Here is a 24,018-nt window from a genome sequence, read left to right as displayed (position 1 = left end):
CCGCTCTATTGACGAGGTGTCGTAGAGTCACAGGTGTAGAGAGAGTTCAGTGAGGCACTCGAAAGGTTCGACATGTCAGCTTTCTTAGCGTGGATTTCCACCCTGCCAGCACTCGCACAAATACCGCTTGTGCTTCTGGCTTTCTTCGCAGTGATCGCACTGCTGATCTTCTTCTTAGAACTTGCGCCGCGAACCGGGCGCAAGTTCACGATCATCCGCGCCGCCGCCTGTGTTCTCATCCCAGGGCTCGTGTTTCTGGCGCTTGGCTCAGTGCTCTGGGCCGCTGCCGCAGCAACACTTTTTGGCGCACTCTTCTTTTACCTTGACTACCGGGCAAAACAGGGGGCTGGCTACCTCTTCCAGCTTGTTGGATTTCTGAGCCCCGCGATCTTCTTGCTCGGTGTCGGGCTCATCTACCCGACGATCCAAACCACCATTCAAGCCTTCATGAACAGCCGCGGAACCCGGTTCGTTGGTCTCGAAAACTTCATCTGGATCTTCACGCAAGACACCGGCATCCGCACCGTGCTCAACACTGTGGTCTGGGTGCTTGTCGTGCCCGCAGTCTCCACAATCTTTGGCCTTGCCTACGCCGTCTTCATCGACAAGTCCCGCGGCGAAAAAGTCTTCAAATTGCTCGTCTTTATGCCGATGGCCATCTCATTCGTCGGCGCGAGCATCATCTGGCGCTTCGTCTACGCCGTGCGCCCCGCAGGCCAAGAACAGATTGGACTGCTCAACCAGGTCGTGGTCTGGATGGGCGGAGAACCAGTTTCGTGGCTGTCAAACTCCCCGTGGAATACGTTCTTTCTCATTGTCGTGCTGATCTGGATCCAGACAGGTTTCGCCATGGTGATTCTGTCGGCGGCGATCAAAGGTGTTCCCGCCGAACAACTTGAGGCTGCGGAACTCGACGGAACCAACCCTTGGCAACGGTTCGTCAACGTCACTGTGCCTGGCATCCGCAGCTCACTTGTTGTCGTACTCACCACGATCTCGATCGCCTCGCTGAAGGTGTTCGACATTGTGCGAACGATGACGGCCGGTGCCAACGAGACCAGCGTGATCGCCAACGAAATGTACTCACAGTGGCAAGGATTTGAAGTCGGTCGGTCTGCTGCATTCGCGGTTGTGCTGTTCGTGATGGTGCTGCCGATTGTCATTTACAACGCAAGACAGATCAAAAAGCAGAGGGAGATCCGATGACCGCGACAGTTCCCGCGCGACTTCCGCTCGGTAAAAAAGACAAGAAGCAGCTGGCTCGCGGAGAAAAACTGGGAGCAGCTAAGCGCACCAAGAAACGCCTCACGAGTCGCGGCGCAACAATCGCGGCACTGATTATCGCTGTGCTCTGGACTACGCCGACCTTCGGTCTATTCGTCTCATCGCTCCGTCCGCCCGAGCAGATTCTGCGCAACGGTTGGTGGACAATCTTCCAGAATCCCGGATTCACGCTCAACAACTACACCGAAGTACTGGCGGCCGGAAACAGCACGCTCAACCTCGCTGGCGCCTTCATTAACTCGATCGCGATTACTTTGCCGGCCACGATCTTCCCGCTCGTCCTCGCGAGCCTCGCGGCCTACGCCTTTGCGTGGATCAAGTTTCCCGGTCGCAACTGGATGTTCATCGGCGTCTTCGCGCTGCAGATCGTGCCGCTGCAGATGGCACTCGTGCCGCTGCTGAGCCTGTTCTCTCGCGGCCTCTCGATCGGCGACATCGAACTGTTCTCCAGCCTGAACGCCTCGAACTCCTACTCTCAGGTATGGATCGCGCACACGATCTTCGCGCTGCCACTGGCGATCTTCTTGCTCCACAACTTCGTTTCGGAGATCCCTTCCGAACTGATTGAAGCCGCTCGAGTGGATGGTGCCGGTCACGGGCAGATCTTCTTCCGCATCGTGCTTCCCCTCACTATGCCGGCGATCGCCTCGTTCGCGATCTTCCAGTTCTTGTGGGTGTGGAACGACCTCCTTGTCGCCCTCGTGTTCGCCGATGGGCGGGTCGCACCAATGACGAAACTCTTGGCAGAGATCACCGGCAGTCGCGGTCAAGACTGGAACCTGCTCACGGCAGGTGCCTTCATCTCGATCCTGGTGCCGCTGATCGTGTTCTTTGCTCTGCAGCGCTACTTCGTGCGCGGGCTGCTCGCGGGTTCTACGAAGGGGTAGGGGGGGGTTGGTTGGTTCCACAGGGGCCAGCGCTCTCGGCTGAATGGTAGTGGCTGCGCCTAGACTTCTCGGCATGGTGTCTGCCCAGTCTGTTCTTGAGTCCACGTTCGGTTACGACTCGTTCCGGGGGCAGCAGGGCGAGATCATCGACACGATCGTTCAGGGTGGCGACGCACTCGTGCTCATGCCCACAGGCGGCGGCAAATCGCTCTGCTACCAGATACCCGCGCTTGTGCGTGAAGGCACGGGCGTCGTCATCTCCCCACTGATTGCACTCATGCAAGATCAGGTGGATGCCCTAGCCGCCGTTGGCGCTCGTGCGGCGTTCCTCAACTCCACTCAGTCCGCCGACGAACGCACTCGCGTCGAAAACGCGTATCGGGCTGGCGAGCTGGATCTGCTCTACCTCGCGCCCGAGCGGCTGCGGGTGTCATCCACAGTGTCGCTGCTCGAGCAGGGTCAGATCGGGCTCTTCGCGATTGATGAGGCGCACTGTGTTTCTCAGTGGGGTCACGACTTTCGGCCCGACTACTTGCAGCTCGATGTGTTGCACGACCGTTGGCCCGATGTTCCGCGCATTGCGCTGACCGCCACCGCGACTGAAGCCACTCGCAAAGAGATCGCGCAGCGACTGAAGCTCACCGACGCCACCCAGTATGTTTCTAGTTTTGACCGGCCCAACATCCAGTACCGCATCGAGGCGAAAGCGCAGCCGCTGCAGCAGCTACTCACGCTGCTCAACACGGAGCACTCGGGCGATGCGGGCATTGTGTATTGCCTATCGCGGGCTTCGGTTGAGAAGACGGCACAGTTTTTGGTCGACAACGGCATTGCAGCGTTGCCGTATCACGCGGGTCTCGACTCGCGCGTGCGGGCGAGCAACCAGAGTCGCTTCTTGCGTGAAGACGGCATGGTGATGGTCGCGACGATCGCGTTCGGAATGGGCATCGATAAGCCTGATGTGCGGTTCGTCGCGCACCTTGACCTGCCCAAGAGTGTCGAGGGTTACTACCAAGAGACGGGTCGTGCTGGCCGTGATGGGCTGCCCGCAACGGCGTGGCTCGCCTATGGTCTGCAGGATGTCATGCAGCAGCGCCGCATGATCGACCAGTCGGGTGGCGACCTGGCTCACCGTCGCAACCTGAGTGCTCACCTCGACGCGATGCTTGCCCTGTGTGAGACCGTCGAGTGTCGTCGCGTGCAGTTGCTCGGCTACTTCGGCCAGGAGTCGACAGCGTGCGGAAACTGCGACACGTGCTTGTCGCCGCCGCAGTCGTGGGATGGCACTGTTGCAGCCCAGAAAATGATGTCGACAATTGTTCGACTCGACCGCGAACGCAATCAAAAGTTTGGCGCTGGCCACCTGGTCGACATCCTGATCGGCAAAACCACACCGCGTGTAACGCAGCAGCGCCACGACGATCTGGCCACGTTCGGTATCGGTTCGGATGTCTCGGAGCAAGACTGGCGTTCTGTAGTTCGGCAGCTGTTGGCGCAATCGTTGTTGGCGGTGCAGGGCGAGTACGGCACCCTCGCGATTACGCCCGAAAGCGCTTCGGTGCTGAGCGGTGACCGCACAGTGAAACTGCGCCGCGAGGCGCCCCGGAAGGCGCGGGGTTCTGGCTCCGGTTCCGGTGCTGCGAAGCGCAAGGTTGCGGTCGATCTGCCCGAGTCGGCGACTGACCTGTTCGAGAACTTGCGGTCCTGGCGTTCCGGTGTTGCGCGCGACAACGGAGTGCCCGCCTACGTCGTGTTTGCGGATGCCACCCTGCGCGGTATCGCCGTCACTAAACCAGAATCACTGGCTGAGCTCGCCGAGATCAGCGGCGTCGGCGAGAAGAAGCTCGAAACCTATGGTGCGGCAGTTCTCGCGATTGTGGCGGGGGAGCCCGTTGAAGTGTCGACTGTGGGGGCCGCTGCTGGGGTTTCGGTCGGTGCCGCGCCCGCGTTCGCTGCTGCACCCGCGCGCCAATCTCGGCCCGCTGCCGCTCCCGCAGCATCCATTCCTGGCGACGAGAACGACATCCCGTCCTACTCCGACGACGACGCTCCGTATGACGGGCCGCCTGAATTTTAGAGGGCTGATCATGAGGCGAGAACGAAGTCCATCTCGTCTACAAGCCTGCTGGCGTACTTGAGGAGTTCCTTGGCCTTGGCCTCCGTGATGTGGCCGGTCCGTAGGAGGTAAGAGTTTTTGCTTCCAGTAGCCGGCCAAGGTCTCTCGCCGCAGTCTTCTTTTCAGGGATTGCTTGGGTGAGAAGCCCGATCGCCTGTTTGTGATCTTGACCGCTGGAGCGGTATCCGAGTTTGGAGCCGCAGATAGCGTCGGCCGCTGCGATTCCGGCATTTACGGCGCCTTTCGTATGCTCAAGATGCTCTTCCCGAAAACGATGAGTCCGTCTGCAGTCCAGCTTTCTATCATCGGGTCGCCGTCGTCGCGTTGTTTGGTCAATGCCGATGTTGTCAGGTCGTAGATCTGAGCGTCATTCCCGGTCCACAGTTGCACGCTGTTCCGTAGTTCAGTGACGAAAATGTCTGTGGAATCGAGACCGGTGGCATCTGGGAAGATCACAAGCAGATCAACGTCGCTTCTGGCGTTAGAGTCACCGCGGGCTACCGAACCGTAGAGGGCGACGGTAACGCCCGCAGGCGCGTTCGCCTCCGCAAATGACGCAATGCGCCGATTCAGTTCCTGACGCGCACTCATGACGATCTCAACGGCAGGCCAAAGAATGTGTGATCGGTTGGCGGAATACATGGTCGCGTGTGGCGCCGGGACTGAAATTACCAGGCCAATGTCGACGAGCCGGAGAAGGGACAGCCGGATATTCGCTGGTGTGCCTGTACCCGCGAGCCGGGCAACCTGCCGGCCAGTGAGCTCCGCCCCTGCTCTGGCGATGATGCGCAAGGAAACCGCATCAAGGCCATTCACCAGTGAAGCCATGGGGGCTGATAAGTCCATTGGAAATTTCCTCCGACTGTTCGTATTGTTTCACAATACGTCCGTATTATAAAAAGATACATCTGTATTGTAATTCAATACAAGCGTTGGAGGTTTGGGCACCGACGTTGTGCTGGCGGCACACCGACGGGATGTTGGCGGGCAGGTGTCGGGTAGCTGGCGGATCATTGGCGGCCAGTTGACGTAGCGAGCATCCATCCGTTCGTGGAGTATTGGTCACATGAATGAAGCACGCATTGTGGAACTCCGCCGAGAGCGGGCCTGGACCCAAGAAAAACTTGCCGACGAGTGCGGTGTAGGAATCAGAACCATCCAGCGACTTGAGGCGGGGAGTGACGCGAGTCTGGAAACGCTTTCGCTCGTCGCGGATGCTCTGGGAGTTCCTGTTCGAGATCTTTTCGCGACGATCGAGAGCGATGAACTCAACGGTCGCGTCGACTCGTTTGAGACCCGCGCGAACGATCAGCAGGCTGCGCGGGACAGGATCCGTGGTGGATGGTTTCGTCTATTCGTCGGAGTTGGTGTGGTGGTTGCCCTGCTGAGTGCAACAGGCGGTCAGCTAGGTTCGGTGATCGTCCCAGCATATTGGGGCGGTGGAGTGCTCATCCTTTTCGCACTCATGCGGCTCTATTTGGATCCGCACCTTGACGCTAAATTTCCGCTCTCGCGAAGTAAGCACGATCGCCGCGTGCAAAAGCGGCGCGAAGCTAAGGCGAAGGGCGCAATGCAGAGCAACTCAGTGCTGAAGTAGCCCGCGCTCGGACGAACCACGCAGAAAAGGGCCTGCCGACGGTAAACGTCGACAGGCCCTTCGTGGTCTGCGGGAGTTGCGTGCCGGCTAATTAGCTAGCGGGTGTTGCGGGTGCTTCGCCGGCTTCTGCGGCAGCCTGCTGTTCAGCAACCTGCTTGTGAACCTCAGTCATGTCGAGGTTCTTGACACCCTCAATGACCTGCTCGAGGGCAGGGGCAGGAAGTGCGCCGGGCTGTGAGAACACAAGCACGCCGTCACGGAATGCCATGAGGGTAGGGATGGAGGTGATTCCTGCAGCGCCAGCAAGTTCTTGCTGTTCTTCGGTATCCACCTTGCCGAACGTGATGTCGGCGTGGGTTTCGCTTGCGGTCTCAAAGATGGGCCCGAACTGCTTACAGGGGCCGCACCATTCAGCCCAAAAATCTACGAGCGTGATTCCTTCTTTGGTGACCGTCTGGCCAAAGTCTTCTGAGGTGAGAGTGATAGTCGACATAGTTACATCCTTTCACGGAGCCCAACAACGTCACCTGAACAAAGATTCCCGGGGCTCAATCCCTCCCGTAGCGCAAGACTTCCCACAACTCTAAGCCAGCTGTTTTGCAGTTTCTCACAAAGGGATGCGGTGGGTGCGGCATCCCCTTGGTTGACCGTGAACGAGACACTTTGCGCCCGCACGCAACGCTCGTACCGTGTGATTACCGAACTTTCACGAATCGAGATAGCCATGACCCAGGTTCACGACACGGCAACCGAGACCGCGCCAGAAGCACCGACCCCCGACGCCGTACCCACAACTTCCGCTGAGACCTCCCCCGAGACCCCGGCCATCAACGTCGAATGGTTGGGCGAATACCTTCTGGGCAAGTGGGCGAAGGCCCGCAAGGAGTCGCGCGCGCTCATGGCGAACCCTGAGCTTCACCAGGTCGGTGGGCTCTCGATGGCCGACCACCGCGAGCGTGTGCTGAACCAGATGTCGATCCTCGTCGACAACGATGCGATTCAGCGTGCCTTCCCCGCCGAGCTCGGCGGCAAGGACGACCACGGCGGAAATATCGCCGCCTTCGAAGAAGTAGTGCTCGCTGACCCCTCGCTGCAGATCAAGTCGGGCGTTCAGTGGGGCCTCTTCGGTGCTGCCGTGCTGCACTTGGGAACCAAGGAGCACCACGACAAGTGGCTGCCCGACATCATGAGCTTGACGACGCCGGGTGCGTTCGCGATGACCGAAATCGGTCACGGATCGGATGTTGCCAGCATCGCTACGACGGCAACCTACGACCCCGACACTGACGAGTTCGTCATCAATACCCCATTCCGCGCGGCGTGGAAGGACTACCTCGGCAACGCAGCACTTCACGGCAAGGCCGCGACGGTGTTTGCTCAGCTCATCACGAAGGACGTCAACCACGGCGTTCACGCGTTCTACGTTCCACTGCGCGACGACAACGGTTTCCTCCCCGGCCTTTCGGGTGAGGATGACGGCCTCAAGGGCGGGCTGAACGGTATCGACAACGGTCGGCTGCACTTCGACCATGTGCGTGTGCCCCGTACGAACCTCCTCAACCGTTACGGCAACGTCGATGAAAACGGTGAATACACCTCCGACATCGACAGCCCCGGGCGCCGCTTCTTCACGATGCTCGGCACGCTCGTTCAGGGCCGCGTTTCGCTGGATGGTGCCGCAGTGCTCGCGAGCAAGCTGGCCCTCACGATTGCGATCAAGTACGGTTCGGAGCGCCGACAGTTCACGGCATCCAGCAACACGAATGAAGAAGTGATTCTGGACTACCAGCGCCACCAGCGTCGTCTGCTGCCGCGTTTGGCTCAGACCTACGCAATGTCGTTTGCGCACGAGGAGTTCCTCGAGAAATTCGATGGTGTGTTTTCGGGTCGCACCGATACTGAGGCAGACCGCCAGGACCTTGAAACGATCGCCGCGGCGCTCAAGCCGCTCAGCACCTGGGCTGCGCTCGACATTCTGCAGGAAGCGCGCGAGGCGTGCGGTGGTGCAGGCTTCATGGCCGAGAACCGACTCACCCAGATGCGCGCCGACCTTGATGTCTATGCGACCTTCGAGGGCGATAACAACGTGCTGCTCCAGCTGGTTGCTAAGCGACTGCTCACCGACTACTCGCGCAAGTTCGCGGGGGCGGATGTCGGTGCTATGGCTCAGTACGTTGCCGACCAGGTCAGCGAGGCGGCAGTCAACCGCACGGGTCTTCGCCGCTTTGCGCAGAACGTTGTGGACTTCGGTTCAACGGCCCGCTCGATCGGCTACGTGCGCGACACTGACTCACAGCGCCAGTTGCTCACCGACCGCGTTGAGACGATGGTGGCGGATGTTGCAGGCAAGTTGCGTGCAGCGACGAAGCTTCCGCAGGCTGAGGCTGCCGCTCTCTTCAACAGTCACCAGAATCAGCTCATCATGACCGCGTACGCGCATGCCGAGCTGCTGCAGTGGGAGGCGTTCACTCGTGCCCTCGAAAAGATCGAAGATGAGGGCACCGTCAAGGTCATGACCTGGTTGCGTGACCTTTTCGGTTTCTCGCTGATCGAGAAGAACCTCGCGTGGTACCTCATGCACGGTCGTATCTCCACGAACCGTGCTCAGGCAATCACCGACTACATCGACGACCGCTTGTTGCCGCGTCTGCGTCCGCAGGCCTTGGATCTCGTAGCCGCGTTTGGCCTAACCGACGAGCTGGTGCGTGCACCGATCGCGTCGGGCGCTGAGGCTGTTCGCCAGAACGAGGCTCGCGACTACTATGCCGACCGCCGTGCTTCAGGCGAGGAGCCGGTGCATGAGAAGGATCTGAAGCAGAAGAAGCGCCGCTAGCGCCGCACTTCACCGGCTGCCGCCTCAAGCACAGGGGGTGCTGTCGGCAGCCTTAACCACGCGTACGCGAAGCTGTCGTTCATTTGGCAGTCTGTTCGGCGCGCAGCCGTTCAACCGCGAAGACTGCTGCACTCGCGAGCACGGCGACGACCGCAACAATCGCAGCGACTGCGGTGGGCTGCGAGATCAGGTCACCGCTGAGGCGCCCGACAGCGACCCAAGCGAGTCCCCAACTGAGGGAGAGCGCTGGGGAGAAGTGGGTGCGGCCGCGGGCAGCGAGGGCGATGCCTACTGCTCCGGCAAAAACGATGATGGCGACGCCCCACACGTCTTCAGAGATGCCGAAGCCCGTGAATCCGATGGTGACCAGCCAGGCAGTGATGTTCGCTGCGGTCGCAACACACACCCATCCGAGGTAGAGGCCAATGGTGCCGTCAGTGACGATCGCATCGATGGCACCGGCGGCGGGCAACTCTACGGTGATGAGGTAAGCCCGGATGAGCACGACCAGCAGGATGATGATCACGGAAACGCTGAGGGCGAGCAGGTTGAACTGGATGGAGAGAATCCAGGCGGCGTTGAGAACCAGGGATGCGGCAACCCAGTACCCGACGCGGCGGTGCAGTTCGGCGCTGGACTGTTTGGGCAGCATTTGCCAGACGGCGTAGGCGACGAGGCCGAAGTAGATGATGCTCCAGATGCCGAAGGCTGAACCGGCGGGGGCGATGACGGTGGCATCGGCCGCGAGCGCACCGCCCGCAGCATCCTGTATCGGGGTGCCGCCTGCAGCGCCTGAGCCAACGAATGCTCCGATGAGGGCGAATGTCGCGCTCGCGGCAACAGTAATCTGCCTGATCACATCTTTGGATTCACGCATCACGTTCTCCTTCGTTGGTTCCAAGCCTAGAACTCTTGTGCAGGAGTCGATCGAAGAATCGCTGAATTGTGGGTGTCGTTCAATGCTGGGCGCATCGCACAAGTTGGTCGGGCTGAGCGCGTTGCGTGCACTGAACCGCGTTGCGTCTAGAGACGCGAGGGGCTTGCGAGGTGGCTAGTGCGTGAAGCCGGCGAGCAGGCTCGGCACGGCAAGGTTGACGAGCAGAATGACGCCGGTGAGCGCAACGACTGCACCCATCACAACGAGTGCAAGTTTGCCGAGAACGGTGACAACGGAGATGGTTTTCATGTCTTAAGGATATCGGAGTGGTTGCTCTGGTGGAGCGTGCCAGCGAATAGTAAATTCTCTCTATGACGTTCAACGACAACGCGCGAATCAACCCCGGCAAGGTCTCTCGACGCGGCCGTAACACTGGCATCGCCGTGGGTGGTGGTGGCAGTTTGCTCGTCATCGGCCTGATCATCGCCTCCCAGTTCCTCGGCGTCGACCTGACCGGGCTTGTGGGTGGTGGAACGACCGGCGGCGGTGAGCAGCAGGGCCAGCCGCTCTCCGAATGCACGACGGGCGAGGCAGCCAATAACAGCGTCGACTGCCGGATCGCTGCCGCAGCAGATTCACTGGACACGTACTGGGCGAACGAGTTGCCCGAGCTCGGGCAGTCGTATCGCACGACCAATATCGTGCTCTTCACCGGCCAGACGAGCACCGGATGCGGTGGCGCGAGCAGCGCAGTCGGGCCGTTTTACTGCCCGGCGGATGAGCTGATCTACGTCGACACCGCTTTCTACGATGACCTTCGCAGCCGCTTCGGTTCGACTGGCGGGCCGCTCGCGGAGATGTATGTGATTGCGCATGAGTGGGGTCACCACATCCAGAACTCGACCGGAATTATGGAGGGCCTCGACCGTCAGGAAACGGGGCCGTCGTCAGCGACGGTGCGTCTGGAACTGCAGGCGGACTGTTTCGCGGGAGCGTGGGTGGGTGCGGCATCCACCATCAAGAACGACGATGGCGTGGTCTTCCTTGATCCCGTGACAGAGGCGCAGATTGCGGATGCGCTGAGTGCAGCATCCGCTGTCGGCGACGACCGCATCCAGCAGTCGACCCAAGGGCAGGTCACCCCGGAGACCTGGACCCACGGCTCGAGCGAGAAGCGCCAGCAGTGGTTCATGACTGGACTGAATGGCGGCCCGGAAGCCTGCAACACGTTCGAGGTCGCGACCCCGTAATTGCGGCGCCGGACTTGTGCGTGTAGCGCGGCTCTCCCTAGAGAGCGACACTGTTCACGGCGCGACCCCTCTTAGCGGGCGACTCGGCGTAATAGTTGGCGCTGAACCAGTCGGAGCACCACTCCCAGACGTTTCCAACGGTTTGGAAGAGCCCGTAACCGTTGGGTTCGAAGGTGCGCACGGGGGCGGTGGTGAGGTAGCCGTCGTCGAGAGTGTTGTGGCGGGGGAATTCGCCCTGCCAGATGTTGGCGCGCCAGCCCCCGGCATCCACTTCATCGTCGCCCCGCGGGTATTTGGTTTGGTCGAGGCCGCCGCGGGAGGCGTACTCCCATTCGGCTTCGGTGCGGTAGCCGGTGTCGTCGACGAAACGCGCAAAATCGTTGTTGGTGACAGTGGTGACGTCGATGGAGAAGGCGTCGACAGTCACTCGATGTTGAGGGACCTCGCCATCTGCAGCATTGCGGTCGTCCGAGGAATCGCCCATGACGAAACTACCTGCGGGGATGAGTGCCTGCTCGATGCGGTGCTCGCCTGTGCGGGGTTCGAGCGGGGCTCGAGCGGCACTGCGGACGCCGCCGCTGGGCTTGCAGCGCCGGGCGCGGATGCGGTGGCGAGCGGCAGCCCGAGTGGCACCGATGTAGTGCGTTGGGGCGTGCAGGTGCAGGCGTCTCCGCAGCTCGAGTTCTTTGAGTCATCCACCATTCCAGCTTATGCCTGTGTGGTAGCGACTCTGCGCGGTCAGAGTTCCGCGTTTTCTTTGGCTGCTGGGCCTCGCTACGGGGTAGCGTGCCCGGGTTAGCGCAACGTCATTGGCGTCATTGGCAGGGCAGGCAGAGCTGACAGGTGCTTCGCTTTGAGCGTTGCCACGATCGCGATGCTTGTGAGTGCAATGTCGGCCCAGTTGAAGTCGATCGTGGCACTCGGCACGAACGGCATCACGATTGCGAGCGCAGCGAGCACGCCGAGCCCCCAGATGCTGAGCGTCAGAAATGCGAGTCGCGCCCATTCGTGCCCGCGCTTAGCCAGAATCAACAGCGCGATGCTAATTACGCCCCACGAGACGAGTGATTGGCCCGCAGCGTCGCCCTGAGCGACACCCATCAGAGTCGAGGCAATTTGGGTGATGAGTGCGATCGTCAGCCAGTATGACGCGGATGCACTGACGTGCGGCGGCACGGTGCGAGTGGCTCGGTGGCTGAGCGCCGCACTTGTTTCTGAAGATAACTCACTACGTGGCATATTCGAATTCTCACACAAGGGATGCGGCACCGCTAGAGCATTCTGCGCAGCTGCTTGTGCTCGCCGTCTGCGTCGTCGCCCTCTCTGCTTGCGCCGTCAGGGGAAGGATGGGCTACGACGAAGTCACCCGGGACTCCTCAGCACAGCTGGTCTGGGGCGCACGGGGCGTCAATGAACAATCACCTCGGGGCTGCCGTGAATAATGCGGCGTCACCGCGAGCGGAGGACTAGCCGACACCCAGAGTGTCGCGTCGGTGTTCCGACGACAACTCCCTCGACGTTCCCGGCAACGAGCCGTAGTCTCTAGGCAAGACCTCACGAGGGAGCGCGTCAGTATTACCGCGACCTCGAGGCCAGCGGGCAATCGCCCGTGATCGAGCAAGCCCCGAATAAATCGATGAAGAGGAGCTGATCATGAGCAGACGCGCGATCGGGATCACACTCGTCGTCGTGCAGGTTGTGCTGATCGCCGCGGTTCTGCTTCTGCCGTGGACCGATCCCCTGTGGGAACGCGAGGCCTTCGTCTACGCCATTGCGGGAGTGCTCGCGCTCGCCGGCGCGGTCGTGGCGGTGCTCGGGATGCGCGGGCTCGGCCGTTCTCTCACCGCCAACCCGGTGCCGCTTGATAGCTCAGAACTGGTGACCGATGGCCTGTACAGGCTGGTGCGCCACCCGATCTATAGCGGTCTTATGCTCGGTGCCCTCGGTGTCGCGCTGGCTGGCGCAACCTGGTGGCACCTGGGCGCGTGGCTGGCGCTCGTAGTGCTGCTCATGGTGAAGGCACGCTGGGAAGAACGGATGCTAGCGGAGCGCTACGCCGATTACGCCGTCTACGCGCTCCGCGTCGGCCGCTTCATCCCCGGCATCGGGCGTATCGGCTGAACGACGGCATCACCCGCGACACAGCCGAGCACCACAACCTGCCCGGCGGGCTGCGGCACAACTGCCTGCGTCAGCACAGAGCCCTAAGCTGAAAGTTACTGATTCAGATTTCAGCGATGAAGGATTATTTGGGGGTGGGGCTCTAATGAATCTTGGCAAACAAGTGTTGCTCTATTTGGTTGATGGCAAACCTGGTGGTTTACGAACCGCTGAGATTGCGAACTGGACGGGCCATATTGTGGCGGCCCCGCGTGCTGACCTCACTAGATTGCTCTCACGTGATGAGGCAAGACGCACCGGAATCTACCTGCTGCTTGGGGATGACTCGGAAGCATCACAGCCAGGCCAGGGCAAGGTGTACATCGGTGAAAGCGACGAGGTCGCCAGCCGTTTGCGTCAGCACCAGGAGAAGAAAGACTGGTGGGACCGCGTTGTTGTGATTACTTCGCAGGCGCAAGCGCAGCAGCTCAAGAAGCACGAGGTGCGCTATCTCGAGTCGCAACTGATCTCTCGTGCGAAGCAGACTGCCAGAGCTACTCTCGACAACAACACTGACCCAGGGTTTGCGCTCCTTTCCGAAGCTGAAATGTCCAACATGCACTATTTCTTGGATCAGCTCCACGTAGTGCTGCCCGCTATCGGCGTCGACGTCTTTCGAGGTGTGGTGTCGAGAGAAAGGCCGAGCGCACCTGCTGCGCAACTTCAGTCTGAGATGTCTCCTGTCTTCCGATTGAGCAGCGCGAAGCGCGGCGTGAGCGCAAGCGCTCAGCTAGTCGACGGAGAGTTTTTGGTTCTCGCGGGTTCAGTGTTTGCTCCAAGAATTCTGGATAGCGAGAAATATAGCGACAGTACGCGACGCGGTTACGCGAACTACCGTGCGATCCGCAGCAATCTCGTCGCGAAGGGGATTCTCATTGTTGAGGGCGGGGTCTCGCGATTGGCTAAGGACGCGCCTTTCTCGTCGCCGTCGACTGCCGGCAGCGTAGTCCTTGGTCGCTCCTGCAACGGCCGAACATCATGGATTAGTGACGACGGCGTGAGTTTTGGCGACTGGGAAGGTCGCGATGTTTCAACCCCGACTATTGAAGATGGAACAGAATGACAAAAGAGTCACAGCGCGCTGAACTCCACAAGACGATTTGGCAGATAGCGAACGACCTTCGCGGCAGCGTTGATGGTTGGGATTTCAAAAGTTAAGTGCTCGGGATGCTCTTCTACCGTTTTATCTCAGAGAATCTGGCCGCGCACCTCAACTCACACGAGCGCGCGGCAGGAGTTGAGGGTTTCGAATATGCAAACCTGAGCGACGCGGATGCCGAGTTCGGCCGCGAGGATGCGGTCGCCGAGAAGGGCTTCTATATCCTGCCGAGCGAACTCTTCGACAACGTACGCGCTGGTGCGGCCCAAGACGAGAATCTGAACGAGACGCTTCAACAGATCTTCCGCAACATCGAGGGTTCGGCAGTCGGCTCCGGCAGCGAGGACGATATCAAGGGCCTCTTCGATGACCTTGATGTGAATAGCCAGAAGCTGGGCCAATCAGTGGCGAAGCGCAACGAGAAGCTCGTGAAGCTGCTGAATGCGATCGGCAATCTTCCCCTCGACGACTTTGGTGACAACACGATTGATCTCTTCGGTGATGCGTATGAATACTTGATGCAGATGTATGCGTCGAGTGCAGGCAAGTCGGGTGGCGAGTATTACACGCCACAGGAAGTGTCCGAGTTTCTGGCACGCATCACCGTGGTCGGCAAGACTGAGGTGAACAAGGTTTACGACCCCGCCGTCGGCTCCGGCTCGCTGCTGCTCAAGTTTGCGAAGGTGCTCGGCAAAGAGAATGTGCACCAAGGCTTTTACGGTCAAGAGATCAAGTTAACGACCTACAACCTCGCGCGCATCAGCATGTTTTTGCACGATGTGAACTACGAGAAGTTCCACCTTGCACATGGAGATACGCTCACGGATCCGGCGCACTGGGATGACGAACCTTTCGAGGCAATCGTCTCGAATCCACCCTATTCAATCAAGTGGGATGGCGATGCCAACCCGCTGCTGATCAATGACCCGCGTTTCGCGCCCGCTGGAGTGCTTGCACCGAAGTCGAAGGCTGACCTCGCGTTCACGATGCACATCCTGTCGTGGCTCGCGGTCAACGGCACCGCGGCAATTGTCGAGTTTCCTGGTGTGCTCTACCGTGGCGGCGCTGAGGCGAAGATTCGCAAGTATTTAGTCGATAACAACTATGTGGATGCTGTAATCCAGTTGCCGCCTGACCTCTTCTTTGGCACGACGATCGCCACGTGCATTGTGGTGTTGAAGAAGTCGAAGAGTGACAACTCGGTGCTGTTTATTGACGCGTCGGCTGAGTTCTCCCGCAGCGGTAGCAAGAACAAGCTGAAGGAACCGCACCAGAAGAGAATCCTCGACACGTTTGCCGCGCGTGCGGACGTTGGACATTTCGCGAAGCTCGTTCCGAATTCTGACCTTGCAGAGAACTCCTACAACATTGCCGTCTCTTCCTATGTTGAGCAGGAAGACACTCGTGAGGTTGTGGACATCACGGTGCTGAACGCTGAGATTGTGGCGGATTTGGAAGGTACGAATAAATGACTGAGACACACGACGTTATTGTCTATACGGCTCCCGGGGTGGAACTTGCTTTGCCGCTTGATCGTGATCGTGAGACGGTGTGGGCTACGCAGGCGCAAATCGAGGAGCTTTTTGCTATCGATCAGTCTGGTGTTTCCAGACACATCCGAAACATTGTGCGGGATGCTGAGGTGGATGAAGAGAGCAATATGCAAAAAACGCATATTGCTGGTTCTGACCGCCCGGTAACTCTGTACAGCCTCGACATTATTTTGGCGGTTGGCTACCGTGCCAACTCGTCACGTGCGATTGCTTTCCGTCGTTGGGTGACGGCAACTTTGAAACAGTACATTCTTGAAGGTGCTGCGCTGAACGCTGAACGCTGATCGCTTAGAGCAGCTTGGATCGATCGTGAACATTCTGTCGCGCTCTGCGGATGAACTGGTGTCGGGTGTCGCGGATGTGTTGGCGGGCTATCTGCCGGGGTTGCAGTTGTTGCGCGACTACGACGAGGGCCAGCTGGGGGATGTGGCTGGTTCGTCGCCGGGGTGGGTTTTGACGGTGGTCGAGGCCCGTTCGGTGATTGCTCAGGTGGCGGCAGAGTTTCCAGAAGATGCGCTGTTCGGCAGGGAACGTGGTGGCACGCTAGAGGGCGTAGTTTCTGCGATCTATCAGGGTTTTGCGGGGCAGGAAATGTATCCGAGTGCGGAACAGAAGGCCGCGAACCTTCTGTATCTGATTGTGAAGGACCACCCGCTGTCGGACGGCAACAAGCGCAGCGCCGCAGCCCTGTTCGTTACTTTCCTCAGCTATAACGGCATCCTGAATGCCGCTAGCGGCAATCCGAGAATCAGCACAACGCGCTCGCCGCAATCACTCTCATGGTCGCAATGAGCGACCCCAAGGAGAAGGAACTCATGGTGGCACTTGTCATGCGGATGCTCGCGGACGGTGCAGCATGAGCCGCTTCGATGAGTTGATTGCGGAGCACTGCCCGGATGGGGTGCTGTTCAGAGAGCTCGGCGAGATCGCGGCCTACTCAAGCACTCGTATTTCCGCGAATGAAGTCGATCAGAACTCCTTCATCGGGGTCGATAACCTCTTAGCGAATCAGGCCGGGCGGAAAAGGTCGGATCATGTTCCAAGCGATGGAAACCTGACTGAGTTCCGTGCCGGAGATGTCTTGATCGGAAACATCCGACCGTATTTGCAGAAAATCTGGCTTGCATCCCACGATGGCGGATGCGGCGGGGATGTTCTCGCGATTCGACTCCGCGACGAAAGTCAGCACGACATCGAGCGGGTCTGCTGCACGAGTACTACAGCGAATACGCCGGGAAAGTCGAAGAGCTGCTCGCGCAGTTCCCGCTTGGCGAACCAATCGTCGGTGAGGCAGCGCAGAAGCAGTTCATCGGACTGCTCGGCGTTATCCTTCGGCTCCAGAACATCCTCAGCTCGTTCGACGATTTCGTGGGTAACGAGATTCTCACCGAACGTCAGATGCAGGACTACCGCAGCATCTATCTCGACCTCTACGCCGAGTTCCGCAAAGACACCGACGCCGACAAAGAAGCAATCAACGACGACGTTGTCTTCGAAATCGAACTCATCAAACAGGTCGAAATCAATGTCGACTATATCCTGATGCTCGTGCAGAAATACCGCGACGAACACGGCGACGGTGAGGACAAAGAACTACGCGCCACCATCACCCGTGCCATCGACATCGACGAAGAGTGGCAAGCATTCATGGCTGCCCGACGCAAAGAAGAACTCGACCGCATCATCGACGAAGAGCAACTCAAACCAGAAGAAACCAGAGCGTTCATGGAGAGCGCATTCCGTGACGACCTCATCCAGAGCAGCGGCACCGCCATCACCAAGATCCTCCCGCCCACACCGCGATTCTCGGCAGCCCGCGGCCACAGCGAGAAGAAGCGGACCGTCGTAGAAAAGCTCAGCGCTTTCTTCGACCGGTTCTTTGGACTTGGGTAGACGAGCCTTGCACCACTCCACGGGACGTGACCAAATGATGGGTGTTGCAACGACCGCTAGAACCCAGGAACAACGGGGAGGGACTTGAGCGTGGCTCTGACGGGCGTCGATCCCGTGACCTCACGATTTTCAGTCGTGCGCTCTACCAACTGAGCTACAGAGCCGTAAGAGTTGTCTCTTACTCGCAAGGGTTTCCCCCTACTACAGAAAGAGCCCCGCCTTTCGAAGAGGCGTTCTGTTTGCGACCCTGACCGGACTTGAACCGGCGACCTCCGCCGTGACAGGGTGGCGCGCCGTTTACAACGTCCTTGGGAGGTACGCCTAGGGCTCACCGACAAGGGCACTGCGTGCGCGTGCGTTAAAACAGTCGCTCGGTAAGATCCGGGAGCGATCGTGCGGACTCACTGCAGCCAGAGCGTCAGAGGCAGGTATCGCGCTCGGCTGATTGACAGCTTCGCAGCGCCCTAGGCAAACTATGCTAATACTTTGGTGAAGCGGAAGGGCGGTTGGATGAGTATGATGCTGTCCCTTTCTTCTCGTCCGAGTTCACGTTGGCGGCGCATGGCGATCGTCTTGATCGCAGTTCCCACAGTTCTCGTCGCGCTGCTCGCCATGCATTTCCTACTTTCAGAGTCTCCGGCACCAGAATCTCACGCCTTGAGTGCGTCAGCTGCCTCATTAAGTGCGTTGGCTGTGGATTCGCCGATGCTTGCGGTAGCTCAGAAAGACTCCGCGGTGCCCGATACCTGCGTCGAGACATGCGGTCCCACGCACGACGTGCTGACGATGGCGTGTGTGCTAGTGCTCCTAGCCTCCGCGCTCCTCATACTTTTTCATTATTCGCGCTTCCAATTCCGCATCCCAAGCACGGTGCTTCAGGGGGGATTCCCACGCGTATTCGCGCTGGTTCCTGCGCTCCAGCCTTCGCTTCACATTCTCTCTATTAGTCGAACCTGATTCGCTTCTCGTCCGGTGTTATCCGGCGAACTCCGCACGCGGTAAAGCGATTCATATTATTCGATAAATAGAGAGATTTGGAATGAAAACTAGAACAATCGCGCTCCTGTTTGGTGCGCTCGCAACGACCTTGGCCCTTGCTGGATGCTCGGCGCCGGACGCGAATGTCGGAGACGGTTCTTCCCCGTCAGCGTCAAGCTCCTCCGAATCATCCAGCGCGAATAACGCCGACGTCACTTTTGCTATGGAGATGGTTGTCCATCACGAGCAGGCGGTCGAAATGGCCCAGATGGTGCTGGACAAGAATGACATCGACCCCCGCGTCACGGAGCTTGCACAGAATATTAAGGCAGCCCAAGGCCCCGAGATTGATACCTTGAACGGCTGGCTGGATAGCTGGGGAGTTGGCGGTTCGATGGGCGAAATGGACATGGGCGGCACAACGATGTCCGACCGGGATATGGCCGCTTTAGAAACTGCCTCTGGTGTAGAAGCCAGCACGCTATTCCTTGAGCAGATGACTGTGCACCACGAGGGGGCCATCGATATGGCCACAATCGAACTGCAGAACGGCCAGAATGCTGATGCCGTTGCCCTCGCACAGAAGATTATTGACGATCAGACTGCAGAGATCGCCCTCATGAAAGAGATCTTAGACACGCTGTAATACGGCCGCGGCGTCGTTGTGGCCGCGGCGGCCTGCATATCGCCGCCGCAGCCTCCCCGTCGCTGTTAATATGGCCGCCCTATGGCGCCCAGTTGGGAAAATATGAACCACCGCTACCCGGACGCCCCGGCAGCTCTCACCCGTCGCGAAACCCTCGCGCTTGAAAAGAAAGCACGACGCTCGCGGCGCCAGCAGCCTGAGGGCGGGTCAGTCTCTAAGAAATTGGCGCGACGCAACTCTGGACGACCCAATGTGACTAGCATTATTCGAAGTAGCGCCAAAGGGGGCACCGCGGTCGCGTTGGTGGCGCTGCTGATTGGCACCTACCTTTTGCCGGCGTATGCGACGCCAGAGAGCACAGTAGCCGAGGAAGTCCCCACCCAGTCCGCGCCGCTTCAATCCATGCGCGTCTCCGATATAGTCCCGGCGAGTACGGAGTCCTTTCCGAAACGTGATGGCGTCAGCGTGATTAAGACGGTCCCCGCGGGCGCACCATATTCACTCGCAGCTGACACCTTCACCAATGACCCGGACTCGCCGATCCAGTGGCCGTTCTTAGTTGGGGCCCCAATCAGCAGCTGGTATGGGTCCCGATCCTGCGACGGGTGTCCGGTCTTCCACAAGGGCATCGACATCACCCCGGGGCTGGGAACTCCGATTCAGTCCATTGCTGACGGCGTGGTCACCGAATTGGGCCCCAACGATGCGGACTACGGAACCAACGTCGTCATCACGCACCAGATCGATGGCCAGACGATCAGTAGCCGGTACGCGCACATGATCGAAGGCTCATCGCCCTTAGCCATCGGCGATGTCGTTGCCGTGGGTGATCTCGTTGGCCAAGTGGGGAATACGGGCGTCAGCACCGGCCCCCACGTGCATTTCGAAATCCTCCTTGACGGAGTTACTCCGACTGATCCGTACGTCTGGTTGAAAGCGAAAATCGGCTCGTGAACGGGGCACACCCAAGGGCAATACCCACACAACCCATCCACAGGAAGAGAAAACCAACTTATGTTGCCTCTAGCCATTCCCAGTCCTGATATCAGCTTCATTGACCTGGGACCGATACGGATCTACTTCTACGCGCTACTCATGCTTGCAGCTATTGCCGCAGCGACAGTTATCGCCGGGCGGCGAATGCGCTGGCTGGACATACCCAGTGGTGTTGCCTTAGACATCGCTACGTGGGCCGTACCGATCGGAATACTTGGCGGACGGCTCTACCACGTGTTCACCCACCCGGGCGACTACTTCTATGCGGGTGCTGATCTGTTCAGGGTGTTTTACGTGTGGGAAGGTGGATTGGCTATTTTTGGGTCGATCACGTTCGGCGCTCTCGGTGCATGGATCGGGGCACGGCGCTCCGGAGTATCGTTCGTTGCGTTTGCCGACGCGCTCGCTCCTGGTCTTCTTCTGGCTCAGGTAATCGGGCGCATCGGCAACTATTTCAACCAAGAGTTGTTTGGGACCCCGACTACTCTGCCGTGGGGACTTCAGATTGACGCGAACAATCCGGCCATCCCAGACGGTCTCCCTGTGGACACCCTTTTCCATCCGCTATTCCTCTATGAGATGTTGTGGAACCTTGTCGGGATAGCTGTGCTCCTCGGGGTAGAACGGGCCACCCGCCGTAGCGCCGGAGTCGCGATTGGAACCTATTTCATCTGGTATGGAATTGGCCGAGCTTGGTTCGAATCCTTCCGTCTAGACCCGACAGAATTCGAGCTGCTTGGAGTGAAGATCAACATCATCACGGCGATAGTGGCCGCAATAGTCGGGGCCTGCATTATTGCGTTCTCCCTGAGCCGTAAAAACAAAGTGCCCAGTACGATCCAGGACGAGATTCTTGAATAACCATCACACTCGCCAAGGACGATGCGGATGAGAGCGACCAACAACCAATCCGATCACTTTGCAGAGAAAGGTAAGGCAGCAGTATGAGTTCAAATAACAAGAAGGATCCCGCGGCGTACGACGCAGAGAAGAGCTGGTCTCAACATCGACGTTTGGTGCGAATCGGTCAAGCCGTCATGCTTGCCGGTGTTCTCGTAGCAGTGTCGCACTGGCTCGCTCACCTTGAGGCGTTCGGTCCGGGGCAGCCTCCAGGCTGGCTGGATCTGGCGGCGGGTTACCCGATGGGAGCCATTCTGCTCATCGTTGGTGCGATGCTCGCCGGTCGTGAGCGTCCCAAGTCAAAGCCCAAAACCTGAGAAACCGGAGCGTCCAGCGACGCTAGAGAAGTGGAGTTCTGGACGGTCGCCTTCATCGAACGGCGACCTTCCGGCGTTCCTCCGCACCCTGGGCAATTCTGTGGTGGCTCCGACGGGCGTCGATCCCGTGACCTCACGATTTTCAGTCGTGCGCTCTACCAACTGAGCTACAGAGCCGTAAGAGTTGTCTCTTACTCGCAAGGGTTTCCCCCTACTACAGAAAAAGCCCCTCCTTTCGAAGAGGCGTTCTGTTTGCGACCCTGACCGGACTTGAACCGGCGACCTCCGCCGTGACAGGGCGGCGCGCTAACCAACTGCGCTACAGGGCCTAGCTATTTAATTCTGTGTTTTGTCTGGTGACCCCAACGGGATTCGAACCCGTGCTGCCGCCGTGAAAGGGCGGTGTCCTAGGCCACTAAACGATGGGGCCGAGAAGTCACAGAACTTCTTAGCTACCGAGGGAAAAGCATACGGTGATTTTCGTGATTTACCAAACTGAGAAGCAGCCAACTTGGCATCGCGCAAAAACCATGTTTTCCAACAGCCCTAAATGTACTCGACTCTGGGGTGATCAGATACTACGTTCAGGGAAAGGTTGAGACTTTTGGGTCACCTGTTGCTAGTGTGGTCAATGTTATTGCTGTGACTAATGGCCATTAGTCAGCGCTCAACATGGTTTAGGGGAACAATGAACGTCACGCATGCGAGTCGGGGGACCGGAGCAAAGCTCACGCTGCGCTCACTAATTTTTCGAGTTGTCGGCTTCACTGCCGTGCTCAGCCTAGTTCTGGGGGGCACGCTCTATAGCGACACCAGCCAGGCTACAGCCGCCACGGACTACCCAACGTGGAGTGACGTCACTGAGGCCCGCAACGACGAGACCGCAACCAAAGCGGTAGTCGCCCGCATCAAGGCCGCTATCGTTCAGCTTGAGTCCCAAGCCGCCGCAACCCAGAAAGATGCCGAAGAAAAAGGCAATATCTGGCAAGAGGCCGACACCAAGTACCAGGCCAAGGCAGCCCAAACCGAAACTTTGCAAGAGCAGGCGGATGCCGCCAGCATCGAAGCCGACGAATCTGAGAAGCGAATCGGCGAGCTCGCAGCGCGGCTCGTGCGTGCCGGCGGTGGCGACGTAACCACCAACCTCCTCACCAACTCGCAAGACGCAGACGCCCTCCTCTACAACCTGGGTATGTCGTCGAAGATCTCACAGCAGACATCCGCACTCTTTGATCGTGCAGTTCAAGCCCGCAACACCGCCCAGTCGCTGAGCGATGCTGCCGAGGTTGCTCGCGCAGAACTTGAAGAGCTCAAGATCGCCGCAGAGAAGGCGTTTGCTGAGGCTCAGGCGGCCGCACAGGCAGCCGAAGTGGCAGTTGCCGAACAGCAAGAGCGCAAGATCGAATTCGATGCGCAGCTCGTCGCTCTCACCGCCGCACGCCAGACCACCGAAGCTGACTACTTGGCCGGTGTGAAGAAGCGCGAAGAAGCGCGCGCTGCTGCTGCCGCGAAGGCCGCAGCCGAAGCCAGGGCTGCTCAAATCGCCGCCGATAGGGCCGCAGCAGCGGCCGCCGCACAGAACCCGGGTAGCAGCACGCCCGCAGCGTCCAGCTCGTCTGGCTGGACTCGCCCCGCAGGCGGCTACATCTCCTCTGTTTACGGTTACAGCTCGCAATACGGCTCCCGCTTCCACAAGGGAGTCGACCTGGCTGCGAACTGTGGCACCAACATGTATGCCGCGACAAGCGGAACCGTTGTTTATGCTGCATACGGCTGGAACGGTGGCTACGGCAACTACATCATCCTCGAACACGCCAGCGGCCTGCGCACTGCTTACGGTCACATCGCCCCCGGCGGCATCCGAGTTTCTTACGGACAGAGTGTTGCCGTCGGCACCAACATTGCCAAGGTGGGCAACACCGGAAACTCCTCCGGATGCCACCTCCACTTCGAGGTGCGCCCCGGCGGGTGGAACACCACCGACCCGGTCCCGTTCATGGCGAACCGGGGCGTCCGCCTCGGTTAAGGCGTACTCGGGCGGCCGAACACGTCGCACTAACTCTTAAACGCCAATGGCGGATGCTCTAGAGCATCCGCCATTGTTCGTTGAGTCAGTTCTAGTGGCCTTCGACCTTGAGCTTCTCGAAGCCGGCGACAACGATCGCTTCAGCTTCTGCCGCGTCGCCCCAACCGTCGATCGTGACCCACTTGCCGGGCTCGAGATCCTTGTAGTGCTCGAAGAAGTGCTCGATCTCGCGGCGCGTGAACTCGGGAACATCATTCAGGTCCTGAATGTGTGACCAGCGAGGATCCTTCGCCTGAACGCAGATGACCTTCGAGTCGATGCCGCCGTCGTCGCTCATGTTGAGCACCGCAACCGGACGCACCGAAATGCCAACACCGGGGAAGGTGGGGGCGTCGAGCAAGATCAAAGCGTCTACGGGGTCACCGTCGAGGCCGAGAGTGTTCTCAAAGAAGCCGTAATCGGTGGGGTAGGCGAAGGTCGTAAAGAGGTAGCGGTCAAGAAAAACACGACCGGTTATGTGGTCAACTTCGTACTTGTTCCGGCTTCCGCGCGGAATCTCAACGACAACGTCGTATGCGGCCATCTAGCTGCTCCTAAGAAATTTGG

The 24,018-nt window shown here is 59.2% G+C and carries 22 protein-coding genes, 4 tRNA genes and 2 pseudogenes; 17 read left to right on the top strand and 11 right to left on the bottom strand.

Annotated elements, in window-relative coordinates; all coding sequences use genetic code 11:
- Window positions 1–72 precede the first annotated feature (72 nt).
- The 3 genes from ACTJJW_RS01845 (at window position 73) to recQ (ending at window position 4,248) form a co-directional block, all read left to right on the top strand.
- A complete protein-coding gene (locus tag ACTJJW_RS01845) occupies window positions 73–1,206 on the top strand; it encodes a carbohydrate ABC transporter permease (RefSeq protein ID WP_462642297.1) in 1,134 nt (377 codons plus the stop codon).
- Entirely contained in the window at window positions 1,203–2,171 is a 969-nt protein-coding gene (locus tag ACTJJW_RS01840; RefSeq protein WP_462642296.1) for a carbohydrate ABC transporter permease, read from the top strand. Before ACTJJW_RS01845 ends, ACTJJW_RS01840 begins: the two co-directional genes overlap by 4 nt.
- A gap of 73 nt (window positions 2,172–2,244) precedes the next feature.
- Window positions 2,245–4,248 carry a DNA helicase RecQ gene (gene recQ, locus ACTJJW_RS01835; protein WP_462642295.1) on the top strand — a complete coding sequence of 668 codons (2,004 nt, stop codon included), beginning with the start codon at window positions 2,245–2,247 and terminating at the stop codon, window positions 4,246–4,248.
- Between the two features lie 270 nt (window positions 4,249–4,518).
- Here the strand turns inward: recQ and ACTJJW_RS01830 are convergent, their stop codons facing one another.
- Window positions 4,519–5,133, bottom strand: coding sequence for a nucleotidyltransferase domain-containing protein (locus ACTJJW_RS01830; RefSeq protein WP_462642294.1), 615 nt, complete (start codon window positions 5,131–5,133; stop codon window positions 4,519–4,521).
- A 220-nt stretch (window positions 5,134–5,353) separates the two neighbouring features.
- On the opposite strand from ACTJJW_RS01830, the gene ACTJJW_RS01825 reads away from it, so the two are divergent.
- Entirely contained in the window at window positions 5,354–5,884 is a 531-nt protein-coding gene (locus ACTJJW_RS01825; RefSeq protein ID WP_462642293.1) for a helix-turn-helix domain-containing protein, read from the top strand.
- A gap of 91 nt (window positions 5,885–5,975) precedes the next feature.
- Here ACTJJW_RS01825 and trxA read toward each other — a convergent pair whose 3' ends face one another.
- Window positions 5,976–6,377 carry a thioredoxin gene (trxA, locus tag ACTJJW_RS01820; protein ID WP_462642292.1) on the bottom strand — a complete coding sequence of 134 codons (402 nt, stop codon included), beginning with the start codon at window positions 6,375–6,377 and terminating at the stop codon, window positions 5,976–5,978.
- Between the two features lie 231 nt (window positions 6,378–6,608).
- On the opposite strand from trxA, the gene ACTJJW_RS01815 reads away from it, so the two are divergent.
- Window positions 6,609–8,717, top strand: a complete 2,109-nt coding sequence (locus tag ACTJJW_RS01815; protein WP_462642475.1) for an acyl-CoA dehydrogenase family protein — start codon at window positions 6,609–6,611, stop codon at window positions 8,715–8,717.
- A 79-nt stretch (window positions 8,718–8,796) separates the two neighbouring features.
- Here ACTJJW_RS01815 and ACTJJW_RS01810 read toward each other — a convergent pair whose 3' ends face one another.
- On the bottom strand, window positions 8,797–9,594 hold the full coding sequence (locus ACTJJW_RS01810) for a tryptophan-rich sensory protein (RefSeq protein WP_462642291.1): 798 nt from the start codon (window positions 9,592–9,594) through the stop codon (window positions 8,797–8,799).
- A gap of 174 nt (window positions 9,595–9,768) precedes the next feature.
- Window positions 9,769–9,903 (bottom strand): hypothetical protein, encoded by a 135-nt coding sequence (locus ACTJJW_RS01805; RefSeq protein ID WP_462642290.1) that lies wholly within the window; start codon window positions 9,901–9,903, stop codon window positions 9,769–9,771.
- A gap of 62 nt (window positions 9,904–9,965) precedes the next feature.
- On the opposite strand from ACTJJW_RS01805, the gene ypfJ reads away from it, so the two are divergent.
- Window positions 9,966–10,844, top strand: coding sequence for a KPN_02809 family neutral zinc metallopeptidase (ypfJ, locus tag ACTJJW_RS01800; protein ID WP_462642288.1), 879 nt, complete (start codon window positions 9,966–9,968; stop codon window positions 10,842–10,844).
- A 73-nt stretch (window positions 10,845–10,917) separates the two neighbouring features.
- Here the strand turns inward: ypfJ and ACTJJW_RS01795 are convergent.
- A pseudogene (locus ACTJJW_RS01795) lies at window positions 10,918–11,546 on the bottom strand (formylglycine-generating enzyme family protein); the annotation flags it as partial.
- Window positions 11,547–11,639: 93 nt separating this feature from the next.
- Complete coding sequence (locus ACTJJW_RS01790; protein ID WP_462642287.1) at window positions 11,640–12,083, bottom strand: hypothetical protein; 444 nt, start codon at window positions 12,081–12,083, stop codon at window positions 11,640–11,642.
- Window positions 12,084–12,497: 414 nt separating this feature from the next.
- Between ACTJJW_RS01790 and ACTJJW_RS01785 the strand changes: the two genes are divergently transcribed.
- From ACTJJW_RS01785 to ACTJJW_RS01760, 6 genes and pseudogenes are all read left to right on the top strand, one after another.
- Window positions 12,498–12,965, top strand: coding sequence for a methyltransferase family protein (locus tag ACTJJW_RS01785; RefSeq protein WP_462642285.1), 468 nt, complete (start codon window positions 12,498–12,500; stop codon window positions 12,963–12,965).
- A gap of 145 nt (window positions 12,966–13,110) precedes the next feature.
- Complete coding sequence (locus ACTJJW_RS01780) at window positions 13,111–14,067, top strand: GIY-YIG nuclease family protein (RefSeq protein ID WP_462642284.1); 957 nt, start codon at window positions 13,111–13,113, stop codon at window positions 14,065–14,067.
- Window positions 14,064–15,575: pseudogene (locus ACTJJW_RS01775) on the top strand (type I restriction-modification system subunit M). The gene ACTJJW_RS01780 and the pseudogene ACTJJW_RS01775 overlap by 4 nt, the downstream one beginning before the upstream one ends.
- Window positions 15,572–15,940, top strand: a complete 369-nt coding sequence (gene rhuM / locus ACTJJW_RS01770; protein WP_462642282.1) for a RhuM family protein — start codon at window positions 15,572–15,574, stop codon at window positions 15,938–15,940. Before ACTJJW_RS01775 ends, rhuM begins: the two are co-directional and overlap by 4 nt.
- Before the next feature lie 25 nt (window positions 15,941–15,965).
- A complete protein-coding gene (locus ACTJJW_RS01765) occupies window positions 15,966–16,448 on the top strand; it encodes a type II toxin-antitoxin system death-on-curing family toxin (protein ID WP_462642280.1) in 483 nt (160 codons plus the stop codon).
- A gap of 348 nt (window positions 16,449–16,796) precedes the next feature.
- Window positions 16,797–17,549 (top strand): type I restriction endonuclease subunit R, EcoR124 family, encoded by a 753-nt coding sequence (locus ACTJJW_RS01760; RefSeq protein ID WP_462642279.1) that lies wholly within the window; start codon window positions 16,797–16,799, stop codon window positions 17,547–17,549.
- Window positions 17,550–17,640: 91 nt separating this feature from the next.
- On the opposite strand, the gene ACTJJW_RS01755 is transcribed toward ACTJJW_RS01760, so the two are convergent.
- Window positions 17,641–17,713 (bottom strand) — tRNA-Phe (locus ACTJJW_RS01755).
- Window positions 17,714–18,588: 875 nt separating this feature from the next.
- Here ACTJJW_RS01755 and ACTJJW_RS01750 point away from each other — a divergent pair.
- The 4 genes from ACTJJW_RS01750 to ACTJJW_RS01735 all read left to right on the top strand — a co-directional run bounded on the left by ACTJJW_RS01750 (window position 18,589) and on the right by ACTJJW_RS01735 (window position 21,386).
- The gene (locus ACTJJW_RS01750) at window positions 18,589–19,173 is read left to right on the top strand and encodes a DUF305 domain-containing protein (RefSeq protein ID WP_462642277.1); all 585 of its coding nucleotides are present in this window, start codon (window positions 18,589–18,591) and stop codon (window positions 19,171–19,173) included.
- An 81-nt stretch (window positions 19,174–19,254) separates the two neighbouring features.
- Window positions 19,255–20,127, top strand: coding sequence for a M23 family metallopeptidase (locus ACTJJW_RS01745; RefSeq protein WP_462642276.1), 873 nt, complete (start codon window positions 19,255–19,257; stop codon window positions 20,125–20,127).
- Window positions 20,128–20,187: 60 nt separating this feature from the next.
- Window positions 20,188–21,030 (top strand): prolipoprotein diacylglyceryl transferase, encoded by an 843-nt coding sequence (gene lgt, locus ACTJJW_RS01740; protein WP_462642275.1) that lies wholly within the window; start codon window positions 20,188–20,190, stop codon window positions 21,028–21,030.
- Window positions 21,031–21,113: 83 nt separating this feature from the next.
- Window positions 21,114–21,386, top strand: a complete 273-nt coding sequence (locus ACTJJW_RS01735; RefSeq protein ID WP_462642274.1) for a hypothetical protein — start codon at window positions 21,114–21,116, stop codon at window positions 21,384–21,386.
- 101 nt (window positions 21,387–21,487) lie between these two features.
- Here ACTJJW_RS01735 and ACTJJW_RS01730 read toward each other — a convergent pair.
- The 3 genes from ACTJJW_RS01730 to ACTJJW_RS01720 all read right to left on the bottom strand — a co-directional run bounded on the left by ACTJJW_RS01730 (window position 21,488) and on the right by ACTJJW_RS01720 (window position 21,816).
- A tRNA-Phe gene (locus tag ACTJJW_RS01730) sits at window positions 21,488–21,563 on the bottom strand.
- Between the two features lie 78 nt (window positions 21,564–21,641).
- A tRNA-Asp gene (locus ACTJJW_RS01725) sits at window positions 21,642–21,715 on the bottom strand.
- 25 nt (window positions 21,716–21,740) lie between these two features.
- Window positions 21,741–21,816, bottom strand: a tRNA-Glu gene (locus ACTJJW_RS01720).
- Window positions 21,817–22,074: 258 nt separating this feature from the next.
- Between ACTJJW_RS01720 and ACTJJW_RS01715 the strand changes: the two genes are divergently transcribed.
- Window positions 22,075–23,412, top strand: coding sequence for a peptidoglycan DD-metalloendopeptidase family protein (locus ACTJJW_RS01715; protein ID WP_462642273.1), 1,338 nt, complete (start codon window positions 22,075–22,077; stop codon window positions 23,410–23,412).
- Between the two features lie 91 nt (window positions 23,413–23,503).
- Here ACTJJW_RS01715 and ACTJJW_RS01710 read toward each other — a convergent pair whose 3' ends face one another.
- Window positions 23,504–23,995, bottom strand: a complete 492-nt coding sequence (locus ACTJJW_RS01710; protein WP_462642272.1) for an inorganic diphosphatase — start codon at window positions 23,993–23,995, stop codon at window positions 23,504–23,506.
- Window positions 23,996–24,018: the final 23 nt, after the last annotated feature.

This window comes from Rhodoglobus galactosidasius, from assembly GCF_054957775.1.
The sequence above is the reverse complement of the archived record's forward strand: the minus strand, read 5'-3'. Positions and strand labels throughout refer to the sequence as shown.

Coding starts and splice junctions, on each gene's coding strand:
- ACTJJW_RS01805 (WP_462642290.1), bottom strand. CDS start 9,903: ATGAAAACCATCTCCGTTGTCACCGTTCTCGGCAAACTTGCACTCGTT.
- recQ (WP_462642295.1), top strand. CDS start 2,245: ATGGTGTCTGCCCAGTCTGTTCTTGAGTCCACGTTCGGTTACGACTCG.
- ACTJJW_RS01750 (WP_462642277.1), top strand. CDS start 18,589: ATGAAAACTAGAACAATCGCGCTCCTGTTTGGTGCGCTCGCAACGACC.
- lgt (WP_462642275.1), top strand. CDS start 20,188: ATGTTGCCTCTAGCCATTCCCAGTCCTGATATCAGCTTCATTGACCTG.
- ACTJJW_RS01825 (WP_462642293.1), top strand. CDS start 5,354: ATGAATGAAGCACGCATTGTGGAACTCCGCCGAGAGCGGGCCTGGACC.
- ACTJJW_RS01830 (WP_462642294.1), bottom strand. CDS start 5,133: ATGGACTTATCAGCCCCCATGGCTTCACTGGTGAATGGCCTTGATGCG.
- ypfJ (WP_462642288.1), top strand. CDS start 9,966: ATGACGTTCAACGACAACGCGCGAATCAACCCCGGCAAGGTCTCTCGA.
- ACTJJW_RS01785 (WP_462642285.1), top strand. CDS start 12,498: ATGAGCAGACGCGCGATCGGGATCACACTCGTCGTCGTGCAGGTTGTG.
- ACTJJW_RS01710 (WP_462642272.1), bottom strand. CDS start 23,995: ATGGCCGCATACGACGTTGTCGTTGAGATTCCGCGCGGAAGCCGGAAC.
- ACTJJW_RS01845 (WP_462642297.1), top strand. CDS start 73: ATGTCAGCTTTCTTAGCGTGGATTTCCACCCTGCCAGCACTCGCACAA.
- ACTJJW_RS01735 (WP_462642274.1), top strand. CDS start 21,114: ATGAGTTCAAATAACAAGAAGGATCCCGCGGCGTACGACGCAGAGAAG.
- ACTJJW_RS01815 (WP_462642475.1), top strand. CDS start 6,609: ATGACCCAGGTTCACGACACGGCAACCGAGACCGCGCCAGAAGCACCG.
- ACTJJW_RS01745 (WP_462642276.1), top strand. CDS start 19,255: ATGGCGCCCAGTTGGGAAAATATGAACCACCGCTACCCGGACGCCCCG.
- ACTJJW_RS01780 (WP_462642284.1), top strand. CDS start 13,111: ATGAATCTTGGCAAACAAGTGTTGCTCTATTTGGTTGATGGCAAACCT.
- ACTJJW_RS01810 (WP_462642291.1), bottom strand. CDS start 9,594: ATGCGTGAATCCAAAGATGTGATCAGGCAGATTACTGTTGCCGCGAGC.
- ACTJJW_RS01840 (WP_462642296.1), top strand. CDS start 1,203: ATGACCGCGACAGTTCCCGCGCGACTTCCGCTCGGTAAAAAAGACAAG.
- rhuM (WP_462642282.1), top strand. CDS start 15,572: ATGACTGAGACACACGACGTTATTGTCTATACGGCTCCCGGGGTGGAA.
- ACTJJW_RS01790 (WP_462642287.1), bottom strand. CDS start 12,083: ATGCCACGTAGTGAGTTATCTTCAGAAACAAGTGCGGCGCTCAGCCAC.
- trxA (WP_462642292.1), bottom strand. CDS start 6,377: ATGTCGACTATCACTCTCACCTCAGAAGACTTTGGCCAGACGGTCACC.
- ACTJJW_RS01715 (WP_462642273.1), top strand. CDS start 22,075: ATGAACGTCACGCATGCGAGTCGGGGGACCGGAGCAAAGCTCACGCTG.
- ACTJJW_RS01760 (WP_462642279.1), top strand. CDS start 16,797: ATGCGGCGGGGATGTTCTCGCGATTCGACTCCGCGACGAAAGTCAGCA.